The organism is Streptomyces sp. NPDC093801 (assembly GCF_040701585.1).
GTDB lineage: Bacteria > Actinomycetota > Actinomycetes > Streptomycetales > Streptomycetaceae > Streptomyces.
Genome location: NZ_JBFBDP010000027.1, coordinates 53,445 through 71,890, shown reverse-complemented (window position 1 = coordinate 71,890; position 18,446 = coordinate 53,445). Strand labels below are relative to the sequence as shown.

Annotated in this window: 17 protein-coding genes; 14 read left to right on the top strand and 3 right to left on the bottom strand. The window is 73.5% G+C overall.

What is annotated here, in order from left to right; genetic code table 11:
* Window positions 1-101 precede the first annotated feature (101 nt).
* Window positions 102-848: an FCD domain-containing protein gene (locus AB0469_RS28775; protein WP_366454358.1), complete on the bottom strand. Its 747-nt coding sequence runs from the start codon at window positions 846-848 to the stop codon at window positions 102-104.
* A gap of 77 nt (window positions 849-925) precedes the next feature.
* Between AB0469_RS28775 and AB0469_RS28770 the strand changes: the two genes are divergently transcribed.
* From AB0469_RS28770 to AB0469_RS28755, 4 genes are all read left to right on the top strand, one after another.
* The gene (locus tag AB0469_RS28770) at window positions 926-2,290 is read left to right on the top strand and encodes a glutamine synthetase family protein (RefSeq protein ID WP_366454357.1); all 1,365 of its coding nucleotides are present in this window, start codon (window positions 926-928) and stop codon (window positions 2,288-2,290) included.
* 64 nt (window positions 2,291-2,354) lie between these two features.
* Window positions 2,355-3,734: an aldehyde dehydrogenase family protein gene (locus AB0469_RS28765; RefSeq protein ID WP_366454356.1), complete on the top strand. Its 1,380-nt coding sequence runs from the start codon at window positions 2,355-2,357 to the stop codon at window positions 3,732-3,734.
* Window positions 3,735-3,740: 6 nt separating this feature from the next.
* On the top strand, window positions 3,741-4,535 hold the full coding sequence (locus tag AB0469_RS28760; RefSeq protein ID WP_042812402.1) for a 3-oxoacyl-ACP reductase: 795 nt from the start codon (window positions 3,741-3,743) through the stop codon (window positions 4,533-4,535).
* Between the two features lie 141 nt (window positions 4,536-4,676).
* Entirely contained in the window at window positions 4,677-5,957 is a 1,281-nt protein-coding gene (locus AB0469_RS28755; protein WP_366454355.1) for a haloacid dehalogenase-like hydrolase, read from the top strand.
* On the opposite strand, the gene AB0469_RS28750 is transcribed toward AB0469_RS28755, so the two are convergent.
* On the bottom strand, window positions 5,954-7,147 hold the full coding sequence (locus AB0469_RS28750; RefSeq protein ID WP_366454354.1) for an amino acid deaminase/aldolase: 1,194 nt from the start codon (window positions 7,145-7,147) through the stop codon (window positions 5,954-5,956). The two genes, AB0469_RS28755 and AB0469_RS28750, sit on opposite strands and share 4 nt — an antisense overlap.
* Before the next feature lie 139 nt (window positions 7,148-7,286).
* Between AB0469_RS28750 and AB0469_RS28745 the strand changes: the two genes are divergently transcribed.
* The 3 genes from AB0469_RS28745 to AB0469_RS28735 are packed head-to-tail and all read left to right on the top strand — an operon-like array spanning window position 7,287 to window position 10,102.
* Complete coding sequence (locus AB0469_RS28745) at window positions 7,287-8,111, top strand: hypothetical protein (RefSeq protein WP_366454353.1); 825 nt, start codon at window positions 7,287-7,289, stop codon at window positions 8,109-8,111.
* The gene (gene mycP, locus AB0469_RS28740) at window positions 8,108-9,349 is read left to right on the top strand and encodes a type VII secretion-associated serine protease mycosin (RefSeq protein WP_366454352.1); all 1,242 of its coding nucleotides are present in this window, start codon (window positions 8,108-8,110) and stop codon (window positions 9,347-9,349) included. The genes AB0469_RS28745 and mycP overlap by 4 nt, the downstream gene beginning before the upstream one ends.
* A 12-nt stretch (window positions 9,350-9,361) precedes the next feature.
* The gene (locus AB0469_RS28735) at window positions 9,362-10,102 is read left to right on the top strand and encodes an SseB family protein (RefSeq protein WP_366454351.1); all 741 of its coding nucleotides are present in this window, start codon (window positions 9,362-9,364) and stop codon (window positions 10,100-10,102) included.
* A gap of 85 nt (window positions 10,103-10,187) precedes the next feature.
* On the opposite strand, the gene AB0469_RS28730 is transcribed toward AB0469_RS28735, so the two are convergent.
* Window positions 10,188-10,553 carry a DUF1844 domain-containing protein gene (locus AB0469_RS28730; RefSeq protein ID WP_366454350.1) on the bottom strand — a complete coding sequence of 122 codons (366 nt, stop codon included), beginning with the start codon at window positions 10,551-10,553 and terminating at the stop codon, window positions 10,188-10,190.
* A 327-nt stretch (window positions 10,554-10,880) separates the two neighbouring features.
* Here AB0469_RS28730 and infC point away from each other — a divergent pair, with 327 nt between their 5' ends.
* The 7 genes from infC to pheT all read left to right on the top strand — a co-directional run bounded on the left by infC (window position 10,881) and on the right by pheT (window position 18,416).
* Complete coding sequence (gene infC / locus AB0469_RS28725; protein WP_366454349.1) at window positions 10,881-11,573, top strand: translation initiation factor IF-3; 693 nt, start codon at window positions 10,881-10,883, stop codon at window positions 11,571-11,573.
* A 103-nt stretch (window positions 11,574-11,676) separates the two neighbouring features.
* Window positions 11,677-11,871 (top strand): 50S ribosomal protein L35, encoded by a 195-nt coding sequence (gene rpmI / locus AB0469_RS28720; protein ID WP_030387121.1) that lies wholly within the window; start codon window positions 11,677-11,679, stop codon window positions 11,869-11,871.
* 101 nt (window positions 11,872-11,972) lie between these two features.
* Window positions 11,973-12,359 carry a 50S ribosomal protein L20 gene (gene rplT / locus AB0469_RS28715; RefSeq protein WP_079425210.1) on the top strand — a complete coding sequence of 129 codons (387 nt, stop codon included), beginning with the start codon at window positions 11,973-11,975 and terminating at the stop codon, window positions 12,357-12,359.
* Between the two features lie 132 nt (window positions 12,360-12,491).
* A complete protein-coding gene (locus AB0469_RS28710) occupies window positions 12,492-13,349 on the top strand; it encodes an RNA methyltransferase (RefSeq protein WP_366454348.1) in 858 nt (285 codons plus the stop codon).
* A gap of 54 nt (window positions 13,350-13,403) precedes the next feature.
* Window positions 13,404-14,600, top strand: a complete 1,197-nt coding sequence (locus AB0469_RS28705) for an ATP-binding protein (RefSeq protein WP_366454347.1) — start codon at window positions 13,404-13,406, stop codon at window positions 14,598-14,600.
* A gap of 160 nt (window positions 14,601-14,760) precedes the next feature.
* On the top strand, window positions 14,761-15,888 hold the full coding sequence (pheS, locus tag AB0469_RS28700; protein ID WP_042819419.1) for a phenylalanine--tRNA ligase subunit alpha: 1,128 nt from the start codon (window positions 14,761-14,763) through the stop codon (window positions 15,886-15,888).
* Complete coding sequence (pheT, locus tag AB0469_RS28695) at window positions 15,888-18,416, top strand: phenylalanine--tRNA ligase subunit beta (RefSeq protein ID WP_366454346.1); 2,529 nt, start codon at window positions 15,888-15,890, stop codon at window positions 18,414-18,416. The genes pheS and pheT overlap by 1 nt, the downstream gene beginning before the upstream one ends.
* Window positions 18,417-18,446 lie beyond the last annotated feature (30 nt).

Here is an 18,446-nt window from a genome sequence, read left to right as displayed (position 1 = left end):
CATGCAATGGTTGTGAGGCGTACCTTTGCGTCAAGGGAGTGGAGCGCGCAAGACCCCTGCGTTAAACAGGGGTTACGAAAACCTCTCCCGCCCCGTCCGCCTCAGGCCAGGAACCCGCGCAGCAGGGCCGCCGTCCCGCAGCAGTGCTCGCGCATCACCGCCCGCGCCCCCTCCGCGTCGCGTTCCAGCACCGCCTCCACCAGCGCGGTGTGCTGCTGCTGGGAGTGCTCCAGGTTGCGCACCAGCAGCGGGATGCAGTCCAGCAGGTCGTTGACCCGGGCCCGGACGGCCGCGTACTGGGCCGTCAGGCTGGCCGAGCCGGCCAGTTCGCACAGTGCCAGGTGGAAGAGGGTGTCCTGGCGGCGGTACTCGGCGAGCGGGGCGTCGTGGGTGGCGGCGAGCGCGGCCAGCAGCCGCTCGGAGCCGCCCTCGGAGAGGCCCTGCGAGGCGCACAGCCCGGCCGCGCCCACCTCCAGGACCTCGCGGAAGCGCAGCACGTCCTCGATGTCCACCCCCGCCACGCGCCGCCGCAGCTCCTCCTCCGCGCCGCCGGCCGGGGTGTCGGGGCGGGCCAGCACGAAGGTGCCCCCGTACCGGCCGCGCCGGGCCTCCACCAGGCCCTGGTCCTGGAGGACCTTCAGCACCTCGCGCAGGGTGACCCGGCTGATCCCCATCCGCTCCGCCAACTCCCGCTCCGGCGGCAGCCGTTCCCCGCCCGGCACCAGTCCGAGCCGGACCACCTGGAGGATCTGTTCGAGCGCCTCCTCGAAACCGTTGCCCGCCCGCACCTGTCGCAGCACGGGATTGAGCCGCGCGACCGCGCTCCCGTCGTCCGCCGTCCCGGTCATCTCGGCTCCGCCCCTTCCCAAGCAATGGTTCTGTTCAATACCTTAGGCCTCCTCGGCTCACCGAAGGAGAGATCCCCGTGGTAGACCGCAAGCCGCCGCTCGCGCCCGAGGAGCTCCGCGCCCTCGTCGCCAGCGGTGAGATCGACACAGTCGTCCTGGCCTTCCCCGACATGCAGGGACGTCTTCAGGGCAAGCGGTTCGCCGCACAGTTCTTCCTGGACGAGGTCCTCGACCACGGCACCGAGGGCTGCAACTACCTCCTCGCCGTCGACACCGACATGAACACCGTCGACGGCTACGAGATGTCCTCCTGGGACCGGGGCTACGGCGACTTCGCCATGCACCCCGACCTCGCCACCCTCCGCCGCATCCCCTGGAACCCCGGCAGCGCCTTCGTCCTCGCGGACCTCGCCTGGCACGACGGCACGCCCGTCGTCGCCGCGCCCCGCCAGATCCTGCGCCGCCAGCTCGAACGCCTCGCCGGACACGGCTACACCGCCATGGTCGGCACCGAGCTGGAGTTCATGGTCTTCCAGGACACCTACGAGAAGGCCTGGAACGCCGACTACCGCGGCCTGACCCCCGCCAACCAGTACAACATCGACTACTCCGTCCTCGGCACCGGCCGCATCGAACCCCTGCTGCGCCGGATCCGCAACGAGATGCAGGCCGCCGGCCTGGTCGTCGAGTCCGCGAAGGGCGAGTGCAACCTCGGCCAGCACGAGATCGCCTTCCGCTACGACGAGGCGCTCACCACCTGCGACCAGCACTCCGTCTACAAGACCGGGGCCAAGGAGATCGCCTCCCAGGAAGGCGTCTCGCTCACCTTCATGGCCAAGTTCGACGAGCGCGAGGGCAACTCCTGTCACATCCACCTCTCGCTCACCGACGCCGACGGGCACAACGCCATGGCCGGGGACGGACCAGGGGGCATGTCACCGCTGATGCGGCACTTCCTGGCCGGCCAGCTGGCGGCGCTGCGCGACTTCTCCCTTCTCTACGCCCCCAACATCAACTCGTACAAGCGTTTCCGCCCGGGTTCCTTCGCCCCGACCGCCGTCGCCTGGGGCGTCGACAACCGGACCTGCGCCCTCCGAGTGGTCGGCCACGGCCGCTCCATGCGCTTCGAGAACCGCCTCCCCGGCGGCGACGTCAACCCCTACCTCGCCGTCGCGGGCCTGGTCGCGGCCGGGATCTACGGCGTGGAGAACCGCCTCGAACTCCCCGAGGCCTGCGCCGGCAACGCCTACACCGCCGACTTCGCCCACGTCCCCACCACCCTGCGCGAGGCCGCGGAACTCTGGGAGAACAGCGAGATCGCCAAGGCCGCCTTCGGCCCCGAGGTCGTCGCCCACTACCTCAACATGGCCCGCGTCGAACTCGACGCCTACGACTCCGCGGTCACCGACTGGGAACGGCGCCGCTCCTTCGAACGCCTGTGATCCCGCGCCCGCACCGGCCCGCCCCGCACCGGCCCACCCCGCACCGACCCCAGAAAGGCACCACGTGTCCGAAGCGCTGGACCCCTCCCACCTGAGGGTGCTCAACCCGGCCACCGAGGAACTCGTCGCCACCGTCCCGGCCGCCACACGGGACGACGTCGACGCCGCCGTCGCGCGCGCCGCGGCCGCCCAGCGCGGCTGGGCCGCGGCCGCCCCCGCCGACCGGGCGCGCATCCTGCGCCGCTTCGCCGCGGTCGTCGACGGACACCTCGAGGAACTGGCCCGGCTGGAGGTCCGCGAAGCCGGCCACACCCTCGGCAACGCCCGCTGGGAGGCGGGCAACGTCCGCGACCTGCTGGACTTCGCCGCCGGGGGAGTGGAACGGCTCTCCGGACGCCAGATCCCCGTCGCGGGAGGCATCGACGTCACCTTCCTCGAACCCCTCGGCGTCATCGCCGTGATCGCCCCCTGGAACTTCCCCATGCCGATCGCCGCCTGGGGTCTGGCACCCGCCCTCGCCGCGGGCAACGCCGTCATCCTCAAGCCCGCCGAGACCACCCCCCTCACCGCGCTGCGCCTCGCCGAACTCGCCCTCGACGCCGGGATCCCCGAACACCTCTTCCAGGTGCTCCCCGGCCACGGAGCGGTCACCGGCGACGCCCTCGTCGAACACCCCGGAGTCGCGAAGATCGTCTTCACCGGCTCCACCCGGGTCGGCAAGCAGATCATGTCCAAGTGCGCCGACCGGGTGAAGCGGGTCACCCTCGAACTCGGCGGCAAGAGCCCCAACATCGTCTTCGCCGACGCCGACCTCGAAACGGCGGCGGCCGCCGCCCCCATGGCCTACCTCGACAACACCGGCCAGGACTGCTGCGCCCGCACCCGGATCCTCGTCCAGCGCTCCGTCTACGACCGCTTCCTCGACCTCGTCACCCCGGCCCTCACCTCGGTGGTCGTGGGCGACCCGCTCGACGGGAAGACCCAGATGGGCCCGCTCATCTCGGCCGCCCAGCTGGAGCGCGTCCGCGCCTACGTCACCGACGACCTCAAGGCCGTCCGGGGCACCGCCCCCGAGGGCCCCGGCTTCTGGTACCCGCCGACCCTGATCACGGACGTCGACCCCACCGCGCCCGTGGCCGCCGAGGAGGTCTTCGGACCCGTAGCCGTCGTCCTCCCCTTCGAGGACGAGGAGGACGCCGTACGCCTCGCCAACGCCACCGAGTACGGCCTCTCCGGCTCCCTCTGGACCCGCGACGTCGGCCGCGCCCTGCGCGTGTCCCGCGCCGTCCAGGCCGGCAACCTCTCCGTCAACTCCCACAGCAGCGTCCGCTACTGGACCCCCTTCGGCGGCTACAAGCAGTCCGGGCTCGGCCGCGAGCTCGGACCCGACGCCCTCACCGCATTCACCGAGACCAAGAACGTCTTCATCAGCACGGAGGCCTGAGAACCCATGTCCAGCCAGACCAACGAAGAGATCGTCTGCCGCCGCCTGGTCGGCCGCACCGCCGTCATCACCGGAGCCGGCAGCGGCATCGGCCTCGCCACCGCCCGCCGCCTGGCCTCCGAGGGCGCCAACGTCGTCTGCGCCGACATCGACCCCCTCGCCGGCAAGGCCGCCGCCGAGGAGGTCGGCGGCACCTTCGTCCAGGTCGACGTCACCGACAAGGAGCAGGTCGACGCCCTCTTCAAGACGGCCTTCGACACCTACGGCTCCGTCGACATCGCCTTCAACAACGCCGGCATCTCGCCCCCGGACGACGACTCCATCCTCACCACCGAGCTCGACGCCTGGCGCCGCGTCCAGGACGTCAACCTCACCTCCGTCTACCTCTGCTGCAAGGCCGCCCTCCCCTACATGCAGCGCCAGGGCCGCGGCTCCATCATCAACACCGCCTCCTTCGTCGCCATCATGGGCGCCGCCACCTCCCAGATCTCCTACACCGCCTCCAAGGGCGGCGTCCTCGCCATGTCCCGCGAACTCGGCGTCCAGTTCGCCCGCGAGGGCATCCGCGTCAACGCCCTGTGCCCGGGACCCGTCAACACCCCGCTGCTCCAGGAGCTGTTCGCCAAGGACCCCGAGCGGGCCGCCCGCCGCCTCGTGCACATCCCCCTCGGCCGCTTCGCCGAGCCCACCGAGATCGCCGCCGCGGTCGCCTTCCTCGCCAGCGACGACTCCTCCTTCATCAACGCCACCGACTTCCTGGTCGACGGCGGCATCTCCGGCGCGTACGTCACCCCCCTGTAGCCGGCTCCGCCTTCGGGCCCCGTGAACACCCGACGTTCACCTCGGCACCACCCCCACGACAGCCGGGCGTCGCACGACGCCCGGCTGTCGTGCTCTACCGTCCCCGACGATCTTGTACGAGAACCAGGAGTGCCCACCCCCGTGACCCGGCCCAGCACCCGCCGCCGGCTCCAGGCGGCAGGCGCCGCCCTCGCGATGGCCGCCGGAGCCCTCACCGCCGCCGCCCCCGCCCAGGCCGCACACCCCGCCTGCACCACCCCGAAGCTCACCGCCGGCTGGTACGGGGACAACCAGGCCCGGCTCCAGCAGCTCATCGACCAGTACGGCAGCTGCAACCCCTACCGCCCCGGCCGCACCAAGCCCGTCGCCGTCTTCGACTGGGACAACACCGTCGTCAAGAACGACGTCGGCGACGCCACCATGTTCTGGCTCCTGCGCAACGGGAAGATCCGCCAGCCCGCCGACTGGAAGGGCACCAGCCGCTACCTCACCCCCGCCGCAGCCGAGGCCCTCACCACCGCCTGCGGCCCCCTCGCCCGCCCCGGAGCCGCCCTCCCCACCGGCACCCCCGCGGGCGCGGCCTGCGCCGACGAGATCAACGCCGTCTACGGCACCTCCGCCACCCGCACCGGCGCCGCCGCCTTCGCCGGCTGGGACCACCGCACCATCGAACCCGCCTACGCCTGGCTGCCGCAGCTCCTCCAGGGCTGGACCGCGCCCCAGGTCCGCGGCTTCGCCGCCGCCGCCCGCACCGAGAACCTCACCGCGCCCGTCGGCGCCCGACAGCAGGTCGGCACCGGCACCGCCACCGGCTGGGTCCGCTACTACGACCAGCAGCGCGACCTCATCAAGAACCTCCAGGGCGCCGGCTTCGACGTCTGGATCAGCTCCGCCTCGCCGCAGCCCGTCGTCGAAGTCTGGGCCCAGGGCGTCGGCGTCGGGGCCGACCACGTCATCGGCATCCGCAACACCACCCGGGACGGCAGGCTCACCCCCCACCTCCAGGGCTGCGGGTCCGTCGCCGACGGCGCCGACACGATGATCACCTACGTGGACGGCAAGCGCTGCTGGATCAACAAGGAGGTCTTCGGCGTCCGCGGCGCGGCCGCCGAGAAGGTCCAGCCGGCCGCCCGACGCCAGGTCTTCGCCGCCGGCGACTCCGACACCGACGTCACCTTCCTGCGCGACGCCACCGCCCTGCGCCTGGTGGTCAACCGCAACAAGAACGAACTCATGTGCCGCGCCTACGACAACAGCGACGGCAAGTGGATCGTGAACCCGATGTTCATCGAGCCGAAGAAGCAGAAGACGACCCCCTACCCCTGCTCCACCACCGGCTACACCGACCACGACGGCACGCCCGCCCCCGTCCGCCGGGCCGACACCAGCGTCGTCCCCGACCAGGCGGACACCGTGTTCTAGAGGAAGGTCCGCCCCTCGCCCCGATAGGTCGGGACGGACGCCGTGACCCGGTCGCCCTCCACCAGGTGGAGGGTCTCGAACCGCTCGCACAGCTCCCCGGCCTTCGCGTGCCGGAACCAGACCCGGTCGCCGATCAGCAGGTCGTCGGCCGGGCTGCCCAGCAGCGGGGTCTGCACCTCGCCCGCCCCCTCCTGCGCGTCGTAGCGCAGCCCCGCGGGCAGGTACGGCACCGGGAGCCGGTCGGCCCCCGCCGCCCCCGACGCCGGATAGCCGCCGCCCAGCACGGTCACCACCCCCACCCCGGGCCGGCGCACCACCGGCTGCGCGAACAGTGCGGCCGGACGCCCCCGGAACGAGGTGTAGTTGTCGAACAGCCGCGGCACGTACAGCCCCGAGCCGGCCGCGATCTCCGTCACCGCCTCCTCGGCGGCCGTCTCCGCCACGCTCCCCGTACCGCCGCCGTTGACGAACTCCAGGTCCGGCACCACCGACCGCACGGCCCGCACCACCTCGGCCCGCCGCGCCGCCAGTTCCCTGCGGGCCGCTCCCTGCATCAGCCGGATCATCCGCGAGCGCACCGGCCGCCCGGCCACCGCGTCCCCGACCCCGGCCACGTGCCCCTCGTACGCCATCAGCCCCACCACCCGGAACCCCGGCCGGGAGGCCACCGCCCGCGCCAGCTCCGCCAGCTGCCCCGGCTCCCGCAGGGGCGAACGCCGCGCCCCGACCCGGACCCGGCCGCCCAACAGCATCAGGGAGGTGTCCAGTTCCAGGCAGACCCGGATCTCCTCGGCCCCGCCGGTCCGCGAGCGCTCGATGAGGTCCAGCTGCGCGGGATCGTCGACCATCACGGTCACGGCCGCGGCGAGCTTCGCGTCACGCGCCAGCTCGCCGAACCCCGCCCGGTCCGCGGACGGATAGGCCAGCAGCACGTCCTCGAAACCGGACCGGGCGAGCCACAGCGACTCGGCCAGCGTGTACGACATGATCCCCGCGAACCCCGGCCGGGCCAGCACCCGTTCCAGGAGCGCCCGGCACCGCACGGACTTGCTGGCGACCCGGACCGGCTTCCCGCCGGCCCTCCGCACCAGATCGCCGGCGTTCGCGTCGAAGGCGGCCAGATCCACGATGGCCAGGGGCGCGTCGAGGTGCGCGGTCGCCCGGTCGTACCGGGCCCGGTCCGAAGTCATGGGCGGCAGCTTGCCAGAAGGCCGTACCCACGGGTAGGGGTCCGGCCGGCCCGGCCCCACCCGTCCCCGCCCGGGGCGCGGCGAAGGCCCCGTAGAGTACGGGCAGGCAGCCGTACGGAACGGGGGGCGGAGCCGCCGCATGACCACGACGACACCACGGACCGAGGTCCTGGACGACTCCGGGCGGCCGGCGCCCCCGGCCCCCCGGCCCCGCAGCCACCCGGCCCGCGTCACCGCCGCCGTCCTCTGCGCCCTCCTGGGCTCCGCCCTCCTCGCCGGAGGCGCCGCCACCACCTGGAGCCGGTACCGCGCCGACCACCGCCCGCTGCCGCCCGACGCCGCCTACCGCCAGGCCGCTGCCCTCTGGCACACCGCCCCCGCGGACGGCCTCCTGCCCCCCGTGGTCGAGGACCGCGAGGCCGGCCCCGGCGGCGCGAGCCGCACCTGGACCCGGATCGCCCTCGCCCCCGACGCCGACTGCGCCGCAGCCCTCCCCGCCGACTGGCGCGCCGCGCTCACCGCCACCGGCTGCACCCGCGTGCTCCGCGCCACCTACACGGACTCCACCCGCAGCACCCTGATCACCGTCGGCCTGGTCTTCACCCCGGCCGACGCCCGGGCCATGGACGGCCTGCGCGGCCGCCTCCCCGCCCCGCCCGCCTACGAGTACGCCGACTCCCGCCGCGCCGCCTGGACGGCCGGCGTCGTCGCCGAGGCCCCCGCCGTCGTCTACGCCGTCTCCGCCTTCGCCGACGGCCGCGCCATGGACGCCCCCGTCCCGGCGGAGGAAGCGGCCCGCCCCGGAGCCACCGGCACCGTCGCCGAAGCGGGCCTGGGTCACGAGGCCAAGGCCCTCGCGGTCCGCGTCGAACGCGCCCTCGGCTCCCTCGCCGCGCCGCCCGGCACCGACCCCGCCGCACGGGCCGCCGCCGCCCGGCAGCCGCGCCAGGAGCCCCTCCGATGAACCCCACCCCCCGCCCGGCCCCACCCGCCGCCCCGCGCAGGACCCTCCGCGCCGCCGGGGCCGTCGCGGCGCTGGCGGCGCTGTTCGCGGCCGTCGCCGTCCCGCCCGCGGCCGCCGACACCATCCGCGACCGCCAGTGGGGCCTGCTGGCCCTGCGCGCCGAGGAGGCCTGGGGCACCACCCAGGGCGACGGGATCACCGTCGCCGTCCTCGACACCGGCGTCGACGCCACCCACCCCGACCTCGACGGCCAGGTCCTGGAGGGCACCGACCTCGTCGGCATGGGCGCGGGCCGCGGCGACCGCGCCTGGGCCCGCCACGGCACGGCGATGGCGAGCATCATCGCGGGCCACGGACACGGCCCCGACCGCGGCCAGGGCGTCCTCGGCATCGCCCCGCACGCCCGGATCCTCCCCGTCCGGGTGATCCTCGAAGAGGGCGACCCGGGGCGCGCGAAGGCCCGTGACAGCAAGTCCGGGGCGCTCGCCGAAGGCATCCGCTGGGCCGCCGACCACGGCGCCGACGTGATCAACCTGTCGCTCGGCGACGACAGCGACTCCGCCCACCACGAACCCGCCGAGGACGAGGCCGTCCAGTACGCCCTCGGCAAGGGCGTGGTCGTCGTCGCCTCCGCGGGCAACGGCGGGGAGCGCGGCGACCACACCTCCTACCCCGCCGCCTACCCCGGGGTCATCGCGGTCGCAGCCGTCGACCGCCAGGGCCGCAAGGCCCCCTTCTCCACCCGCCACTGGTACGCCACCGTCAGCGCCCCCGGCGTCGACGTGGTCATCGCCGACCCGGACCGGGCCTACTACGAGGGCTGGGGCACCAGCGCCGCCGCCGCCTTCGTCTCCGGAGCCGTGGCCCTCGTCAAGGCCGCCCACCCCGGCCTGTCCCCGGCGCAGGTCAAGAAGCTGCTGGAGGACACCGCCACCGCCCGCCCGGCCGGCGGCCGCGACGACGCCAGGGGCCACGGCACCGTGGACCCGGTCGCCGCCCTCCAGGCGGCCGGCGCGCTGCGCCCCGAGGCCCCGGCCCCCGCCGCCGTCCCGGCCGGGCGGCGCTTCTTCGGCTCCGGCCCCGACCCGGTCCACGCGTCCGCGCGGCCCTCCCGGGCGACCGCCCCGGCGGCCGCCGCCGGGGGAGCGGCACTGCTGGTGCTGGCCGCCGCACTGGCCCGGCGTCCGCGCGCCGCACGGCGGGACGCCGGGGAACCGTCCTTCCCCCCGGCGGGATAGGGTCGGTCCATTGTGGCGACCAAGAACATTCCAGACCCCGGATTCTCCGACGACGACGGCACCGCCGACCCCCGGCTGAGCGCGGCCCTGGCCGCCTGGGCCGAGGACCGGGCGAACGAGCCGCAGCTGCTGGCGGCCCTGAAGGGCGCCCGGCTGCTGGTGCCCGTCGTGGCGGTGCTCGGCGAGGTCGAGACCGACCCCGAGACCGGCCTGAAGCGCGAGAAGACCAGCGACATGGCCGTCCCCACCCTGACGGCGGGGAACCGCCGGGCGCTGCCCGCATTCACCTCCATCGCCTCGCTGGCGCTGTGGGACCCGGCGGCCCGCCCGGTGGCGGTCCCGCTGCACCAGGCCCTGGCCGCCGCCGCGCACGAGAAGGCCGACACGATCGTCCTCGACCTGGCCGGCCCCGTCCCCTACCAGCTGACCGGCCCCGCGCTGCTCGCGCTGGCCGAGGGGCGCACGGACGCCGACCCGCTGGCCGACCCCGCCGTGCGCGAGGCGGTACGGGCCGCGGTGGCCGCCGAGCCGGCCGTGCTCCGCGCCCACCTGGGCCCGGGCGGCGCCGCCGCCGACGGCACCCTCGCCATCGTGCTGTCCGAGGGCGCGCCGGTCGGCCCCGCCGCCCGCCGGGTGGCCGAGGCCCTCGCGGCGGACGAGACCCTGCGCGGGCGCCTCGTGCGGGGCCTGGACCTGGCGCTCCTCCCGGCCGACGCCCCGGTCCCGCCGGGGGAGCCGCTCTTCTCCCGCTGAGGGGCCCGTACCCACGCCGAAGGGCCGCCCGCGACAGCTCGCGGGCGGCCCTTCGGCGTACGAAGCGGAATCCGGGGGGACGGGATCAGGCGTAGACGGGGCCCGTGAACTTCTCGCCCGGGCCCTGGCCCGGCTCGTCCTGGACGAGGGAGGCCTCGCGGAAGGCCAGCTGGAGCGACTTCAGGCCGTCGCGCAGCGGGGCCGCGTGGAAGGAGCTGATCTCGGTGGCACTGGCGCTGACCAGGCCGGCCAGGGCCGTGATCAGCTTGCGGGCCTCGTCGAGGTCCTTGTGCTCGGAGTCCGGCTTGTCCAGGCCCAGGTTGACCGCCGCGGCGCTCAGCAGGTGGACGGCCACCGTGGTGATGACCTCGACGGCCGGGACGTCCGCGATGTCGCGGGTCATCTCGTCGTAGTCGGGAGTGGTGGAATCGGAGGGCGTCGCGTCAGTCATGCGCTCCACGATAGGTCGTGCGGCGGCCTTGCCACGCGTGGGGTAGTATGTACATCGACCGGCCGGACACCTGTGTGCCCGGCCCACAAGTGGAGGCTCCGATCTCCCACCCGACCACCCTCCGGGGCGGCGGGTCATCCGGTCAGGCGGTATCCATCGTTCCGTACGGACGATGGAAGGCCGCCGAGTTGCGCCCCGCGGTTCGCACGCGGCGGTGCTCCGGTTGTTTTGGAGCCCCTGCCTGTGCCCGGCGGGGCATTTTTCGTTTCCCGCCGCGGTTGAGGTCTGACGACAGAAGACGTCAGCGGTTGTCTGCACCAGGCAGCCGTGTGGTGCTACCGAGGAGGATCCATCAGCACCGAGCCCCGCATCAACGATCGGATTCGCGTCCCTGAGGTGCGACTCGTCGGTCCCAGCGGCGAACAGGTGGGCATTGTTCCGCTTGCGAAGGCGCTTGAGCTCGCGCAGGAGTACGACCTGGACCTGGTCGAGGTCGCGGCCTCCGCTCGCCCGCCGGTCTGCAAGCTCATGGACTACGGCAAGTTCAAGTACGAGTCGGCCATGAAGGCCCGTGAGGCGCGCAAGAACCAGGCGCACACGGTCATCAAGGAGATGAAGCTCCGGCCGAAGATCGACCCGCACGACTACGACACCAAGAAGGGTCACGTCGTTCGGTTCCTCAAGCAGGGCGACAAGGTCAAGATCACGATCATGTTCCGTGGTCGCGAGCAGTCCCGGCCGGAGCTCGGCTACCGACTGCTGCAGCGCCTCGCGGAGGACGTCCAGGACCTCGGCTTCATCGAGTCGAACCCGAAGCAGGACGGCCGGAACATGATCATGGTTCTCGGTCCGCACAAGAAGAAGACCGAGGCGATGGCCGAAGCCCGCGAGGCGCAGGCCGCCCGCAAGGCCGAGCGCCAGGGTGGTGCCCCCGCCGAGGCCGCTCCGGCCGAGGCCGCCGAGGTGGAGTCCACCGAGGTCGACGCCGACGGCTCTGCCGAGGCGAACGCCGAGGCCTGATTCCGAGGCAGCCCGTCTCGGATCACCCACACAACATGACGCTCCCGTCAGCCGGCCCCCCGCGGGCCGGTGGGAGCGCCACCGACGAGGAGATAACGGCGCTATGCCGAAGAACAAGACGCACAGCGGTTCCAAGAAGCGCTTCAAGATCACCGGCTCCGGCAAGGTGCTCCGTGAGCGCGCCGGCAAGCGCCACCTGCTCGAGCACAAGTCGTCCCGTGTCACCCGCCGCCTGACCGGCACCGCGGAGATGGCCCCCGGCGACGCCGCGAAGATCAAGAAGCTTCTCGGCAAGTGACGTCCTTCCGCCCCTCTGCGGGGGCGGGACGTCAAGACCGGGACCCCATCGAATTCGGGCCGTGTGAAGACAACCACGGCCCCGCTACAAGGAGTTAAAAAGTGGCACGCGTCAAGCGGGCAGTAAACGCCCACAAGAAGCGCCGGGCGATCCTCGAGGCGGCCTCCGGCTACCGCGGTCAGCGTTCGCGCCTGTACCGCAAGGCCAAGGAGCAGGTCACCCACTCGCTGGTCTACAACTTCAACGACCGCAAGAAGCGCAAGGGCGACTTCCGTCAGCTGTGGATCCAGCGCATCAACGCCGCTGCCCGCCAGAACGGCATGACGTACAACCGCCTCATCCAGGGTCTGAAGGCCGCCAACATCGAGGTGGACCGCAAGATGCTGGCCGAGCTGGCCGTCAACGACGCCAACGCGTTCGCCGCGCTCGTCGAGGTCGCGCAGAAGGCCCTCCCGGCCGACGTGAACGCGCCCAAGGCCGCCGCGTAAGGCATTCGCCGGCCCGATCCGGGGCCGGCACCCACGGACCCGCAGGCGCTCGCCTGCGGGTCCGTGTGCGTTCGCCCCGCCCCGCACGGCCGCAGCCGCGCACCGGACCACCCGAGAGAGAACCTGAGACCCATGCCCAGCCCCGCCGAGCTGATCTCCCCCCGATCCCCGCGGGTGGCCGCCGCACGGCGGCTGGCGCGGCGCAACTTCCGCACGAAGGAGCGCCGGTTCCTCGCCGAGGGCCCCCAGGCCGTCCGCGAGGCGGTCGAGCACCGCGGGTCCCAGGGCGCGACCCTGATCGAGCTGTTCGCCACCGTCGAGGCAGCCGAGCGCTACGCCGACATCGTCGAGGCCGCCCTGCTGGGCGGGGCGCGCGTGCACTACGCCTCCGACGAGGTGCTCGCCGAGGTCTCGCAGACCGTCACCCCGCAGGGCCTCGTGGGCGTCTGCCACTTCCTGGACTCTCCCTTCGAGGAGATCCTCAAGACGGGGCCCAGGCTGGTCGCCGTCCTCGCCCACGTCCGCGACCCCGGGAACGCCGGCACCGTCCTGCGCTGCGCGGACGCCGCGGGCGCCGACGCGGTGGTGCTGACCGACGCCTCCGTCGACCTCTACAACCCCAAGTCCGTCCGCGCCTCCGTGGGCTCCCTCTTCCACCTCCCGGTGGCCGTCGGCGTCCCCGTCGAACAGGCCGTGGCGGGGCTGCGGGCGGCGGGCGTGCGGATCCTCGCGGCCGACGGGGCCGGGCAGGACGACCTCGACGCCGAGCTGGACGCCGGCACCATGGGCGGCCCCTCGGCCTGGGTCTTCGGCAACGAGGCCTGGGGCCTGCCCGAGGAGACCCGGGCGCTCGCGGACGCCGTGGTGCGGGTCCCGATCCACGGCAAGGCCGAGAGCCTGAACCTCGCCACCGCCGCCGCCGTGTGCCTCTACGCGTCCGCGCGTGCACAGCGGGCGCCCGGAGGGTGCCGCTCCGTGACCCCCAGCTAGTAATGTGGCCGTCCGGGGGCCACTGCGCTGCCCGGAGATGTGGGGTACGGGGACATGACCGTCGGCACGAACAGCTCGCCGGGGGCCGCCGGCGCGGCCGAGGAGCGGTTCGGGGACGTCCCCGCGCCGCCGGACGCCCTGGGCTCCGTCCCGCCGCAGGCCCGCACCGCCGGCCGCGGGTTCCGGGACGCCCGCGAGACCCCCGACGCCCTGTCCGCCGTCGACCCCGACGAGCTCCCCGACGGGCTCGTGGTCGCGGACCACACCGGGCAGGTCGTCTGCTTCAACCGGGCCGCCTCCCGGATCACCGCCATCGCGGCCGGCGAGGCCCTCGGCGCCCGCATCGAGCGGGCGCTCCCGCTGGAGGACCTCGAAGGCCGCCGCTGGTGGGCTCTGACCGACCCGTACGGCGGCCTCGCCACCCGGCGCGGCCAGCCCGAGCGCAACCTGCTGCTGCCCGGCGGCCGCGAGGTGCTGGTCTCCGCCCGGTACGTGCGCACCCACCCCACCGGCCCGCTGAGCCGCCTCGTGGTCACCCTGCGCGGCACCGAGGCCCGCCGCCGCACCGAGCGCAGCCACGCCGAGCTGATCGCGACCGTCGCGCACGAACTGCGCTCCCCGCTGACCTCCGTCAAGGGGTTCACGGCGACCCTGCTCGCCAAGTGGGAGCGGTTCACCGACGACCAGAAGCGGCTGATGCTGGAGACCGTCGACGCCGACGCCAACCGCGTCACCCGCCTGATCGCGGAGCTCCTCGACATCTCCCGCATCGACTCCGGCCGCCTGGAGGTCCGCCGCCAGCCGGTGGACATCGCCGCGGCCGTCGGCCGGCACGTCCAGGCCCTCACCGCGAACGGCCAGGCCCCCGACCGGTTCCTCGTGCGCGTCAGCCGTCCGCTGCCCGACCTGTGGGCCGACCCGGACAAGATCGACCAGATCCTGGGCAACCTCCTCGAAAATGCGGTGCGGCACGGCGACGGAACGGTCACCATCGACGTAGCGCCGTACGAGAAGGGAACAGCCGTCACCGTGACCGACGAGGGCCCCGGGATCCCCGAGGAGTCGATGGGCCGCGTCTTCACCCGCTTCTGGCGGGGGAGCAAGCGCGGCGGCACCGGCCTGGGCCTGTACATCGTCAAGGGCATCGTGGAGGCCCACGGCGGCACCATCACCGTCGGGCGCGGACCCGGCGGCGGCGCGGAGTTCCGATTTATGCTGCCCGTGAGCGCGCCGGCCTACCTCACCCAGTAACCCTGCGGAGAGTCTCGCCAGGCGGCCCACGGGCTTCCTCACCCCCGGCGGCCCTTAGACTCGTCCTTTGGCACCTTTGTGTCCTCGTGCCGATCATGCCGATCGAGTCGTGCGGGTCGCGCGGGGACCCACCAGCCAGCCATCGGAAGTACGGGAAGAGATGTCGGCACCGAACAAGTCGTACGACCCTGTCGAGGTCGAGGCACTGAAACCGGAAGAGATCGAGCGCATGCGGGACGAGGCGCTCGCCGCCTTCGCGTCCGCCGGCGACCTCGACGAGCTCCGCGAGGCGAAGACCGCGCACATGGGCGACCGCTCGCCCCTCGCGCTCGCCAACCGCGAGATCGGCGCCCTGCCGCCCCAGGCCAAGGCCGAGGCGGGCAAGCGCGTCGGACAGGCCCGCGGCGCCGTGAACAAGGCCTTCGGGGCCCGCACGGTCGCCCTGGAGGCCGAGCGCGACGAGCGGGTGCTGGTCGAGGAGGCGGTGGACGTCACGCTGCCCTACGACCGCGTGCCCGCCGGCGCCCGCCACCCGCTGACGACGCTGATGGACCGCATCGCGGACATCTTCGTCGGCATGGGCTACGAGGTCGCGGAAGGCCCCGAGGTCGAGGCGGAGTGGTTCAACTTCGACGCCCTCAACTTCACGCCCGACCACCCGGCCCGCCAGATGCAGGACACCTTCTTCGTCCAGGGCCCCGAGGGCACCCAGGGCGACGAGTCCGGCGTCGTGCTGCGCACCCACACCTCCCCGGTGCAGGCGCGTTCGCTGCTGGAGCGCAAGCCCCCCGTCTACATCGTCTGCCCGGGCCGCGTGTACCGCACCGACGAGCTCGACGCGACGCACACCCCGGTCTTCCACCAGGTCGAGCTCCTCGCCGTCGACGAGGGCCTGACCATGGCCGACCTCAAGGGCACCATCGACCACATGGTCAAGGAGCTCTTCGGGGAGCAGACCACCACGCGCCTGCGCCCGCACTTCTTCCCCTTCACCGAGCCGTCCGCCGAGATGGACATGCAGTGCTACGTCTGCCGCGGCGCGTCGGTGGGCAACCCCGACCGCCCCTGCCGCACCTGCTCCAGCGAGGGCTGGATCGAGCTCGGCGGCTGCGGCATGGTCAACCCGAAGGTGCTCGTCGCCTGCGGTGTGGACCCCGAGAAGTACAGCGGCTTCGCCTTCGGGTTCGGCATCGAGCGGATGCTGATGTTCCGCCACAACGTTGAAGACATGCGAGACATGGTCGAGGGTGACGTGCGCTTCACCCGGCCGTTCGGGAGTGAGATCTGATGCGCGTCCCGCTTTCCTGGCTGCGGGAGTACGTCGACCTCCCCGCGGGTGAGACCGGCCGCGACGTGGCCGCCAAGCTCGTCGACGCCGGCCTCGAGGTCGAGACCGTCGAGACGCTCGGCGCCGGCCTCAAGGGCCCCCTCGTCGTCGGCCAGGTGCTGACCATCGAGGAGCTGGAGGGCTTCCGCAAGCCCATCCGCTTCTGCACCGTCGACGTCGGCACCGCCAACGGCACCGGCGAGCCGCAGGAGATCGTCTGCGGCGCCCGCAACTTCTCCGTCGGCGACAAGGTCGTCGTGGTCCTGCCCGGCGCCGTCCTGCCCGGCGATTTCGCGATCGCCTCGCGCAAGACGTACGGCAAGACCTCCCACGGCATGATCTGCTCCGGCGAGGAGCTGGGCATGGGCGACGACGGCACGCACGGCATCATCGTGCTGCCGCCGGAGTACGAGCCCGGCACCGACGCGATCGAGCTGCTCCAGCTCGTCGACGAGGTCCTCGACATCGACATCACCCCGGACCGCGGCTACTGCATGTCGATGCGCGGCGTGGCCCGCGAGGCCGCCACCGCCTACGGCCTGCCGCTGCGCGACCCGGCGCTGCTCGACGTCCCGGCGCCGAACTCGTACGGCTACGCGGTGAAGATCTCCGACCCGCAGGGCTGCGACCGCTTCACCGCCCGCACGGTGACCGGCCTCGACCCCGAGGCGCGCTCCCCGATCTGGCTCACCCGCCGCCTCCAGAAGGCCGGCATGCGCCCGATCTCGCTCGCCGTCGACATCACCAACTACGTGATGCTCGAACTGGGCCAGCCGCTGCACGCCTACGACCGCTCCCGCCTCGACGGCGAGATCGGCGTTCGCCGCGCCGAGCAGGGCGAGAAGTTCACCACCCTCGACGGGGTCAAGCGGACCCTCGACGCCGAGGACCTGGTGATCACCGACAACAGCGGCCCGATCGGGCTCGCCGGTGTCATGGGCGGCGCCAACACCGAGATCGCGGACTCCGTCACCGACCCGGAGACCGGCGTCGTCACGGGGACCACCGACGTGGTCATCGAGGCCGCGCACTTCGACTCCGTGTCGATCTCGCGCACCGCCCGCCGCCTGAAGCTGTCCTCCGAGGCCTCCAAGCGCTTCGAGCGCGGCGTCGACCCGATGGCCGCCGCCGCTGCCGCCCAGCGCACCGTCGACCTCCTCGTGCTGCTCGCCGGCGGCACCGCCGAGGCCGGGGTCACCGAGCTCATCGCCCCGGGCGCCCCGCGCACCATCGCGATGCGCGCCGACCACCCGGACCGGGTCGCGGGCATGGAGTACGGCCGCGAGACCGTCGTGCGCCGCCTCCAGGAGATCGGCTGCGACGTCTACGGCCAGGACGAGCTCGTCGTCACCGTCCCGTCGTGGCGGCCCGACCTCGCCGCGCCCAACGACCTCGCCGAGGAGGTCATCCGCCTGGAGGGCTACGGGAACCTCCCGTCCACCCTCCCGCAGGTGCCCTCCGGCCGCGGTCTGACCCCGCGCCAGCAGCTGCACCGCCGCGTCGGCCGCGCCCTGGCCGGCGCCGGCTACGTCGAGGCGCTGAGCTACCCGTTCATCGGCGAGGGCGTCTTCGACCAGCTCCAGCTGCCCGCGGACGACGCGAGCCGCCGGGTGGTCAAGCTGGTCAACCCGCTCTCCGACGAGGAGCCGGCGCTGCGCACCACGCTGCTGCCGGGCCTGCTCGGCGCGCTGCGCCGCAACGACAGCCGCGGCAGCCACGACCTGGCCCTCTTCGAGACCGGCTCGGTCTTCCGGGCCGGCGAGCAGCCGGGTGCCGCCGTACGGCTGCCGGTCGACCGCCGTCCCACGGACGAGGAGATCGCCACCCTGGACGCGGCCCTGCCCGCGCAGCCGCGGTACGCCGCGGTCGTGCTGGCCGGCGCCCGCGAGCAGGCCGGCTGGTGGGGCAAGGGCCGTCCGGCCGACTGGGCCGACGCGGTCCAGGCCGCCCGCGCGCTGGCCGTCGAGGCCGACGCCGAGCTGGTCGTCCGCCAGGGCCAGTACGGGCCGTGGCACCCCGGCCGCTGCGCCGAGCTGGTCGTGACCCTCGACGGCGTCGAGACGGTCATCGGCCACGCCGGCGAGCTGCACCCGCGCGTGGTCAAGGCCCTCGGCCTGCCGGCGCGCACCAGCGCCATGGAGCTCGACCTCGACCGCCTCGCGGCGGCCGGCGGCGAGGCCCTCCAGGCGCCCCGGATCTCCACCTTCCCGGTGGCGACCCAGGACGTCGCGCTGATCGTCGACGCGTCCGTCCCGGCCGCGGCCGTGGAGGCCGCGCTGCGCCAGGGGGCCGGCGAACTCCTCGAATCGCTGCGGCTGTTCGACGTGTTCACCGGTGAGCAGGTCGGCGAGGGCAAGAAGTCCCTCGCGTACGCCCTGCGCTTCCGCGCGCCCGACCGCACCCTGACCGCCGAGGAGTCCACGGCCGCGCGCGACGCCGCGGTGGCCCTCGCCGGCGAGCGGACCGGGGCGGTGCTGCGCGGCGCCTGACCCGCCGTGAGCAGGACCCGCTGAGGGGCC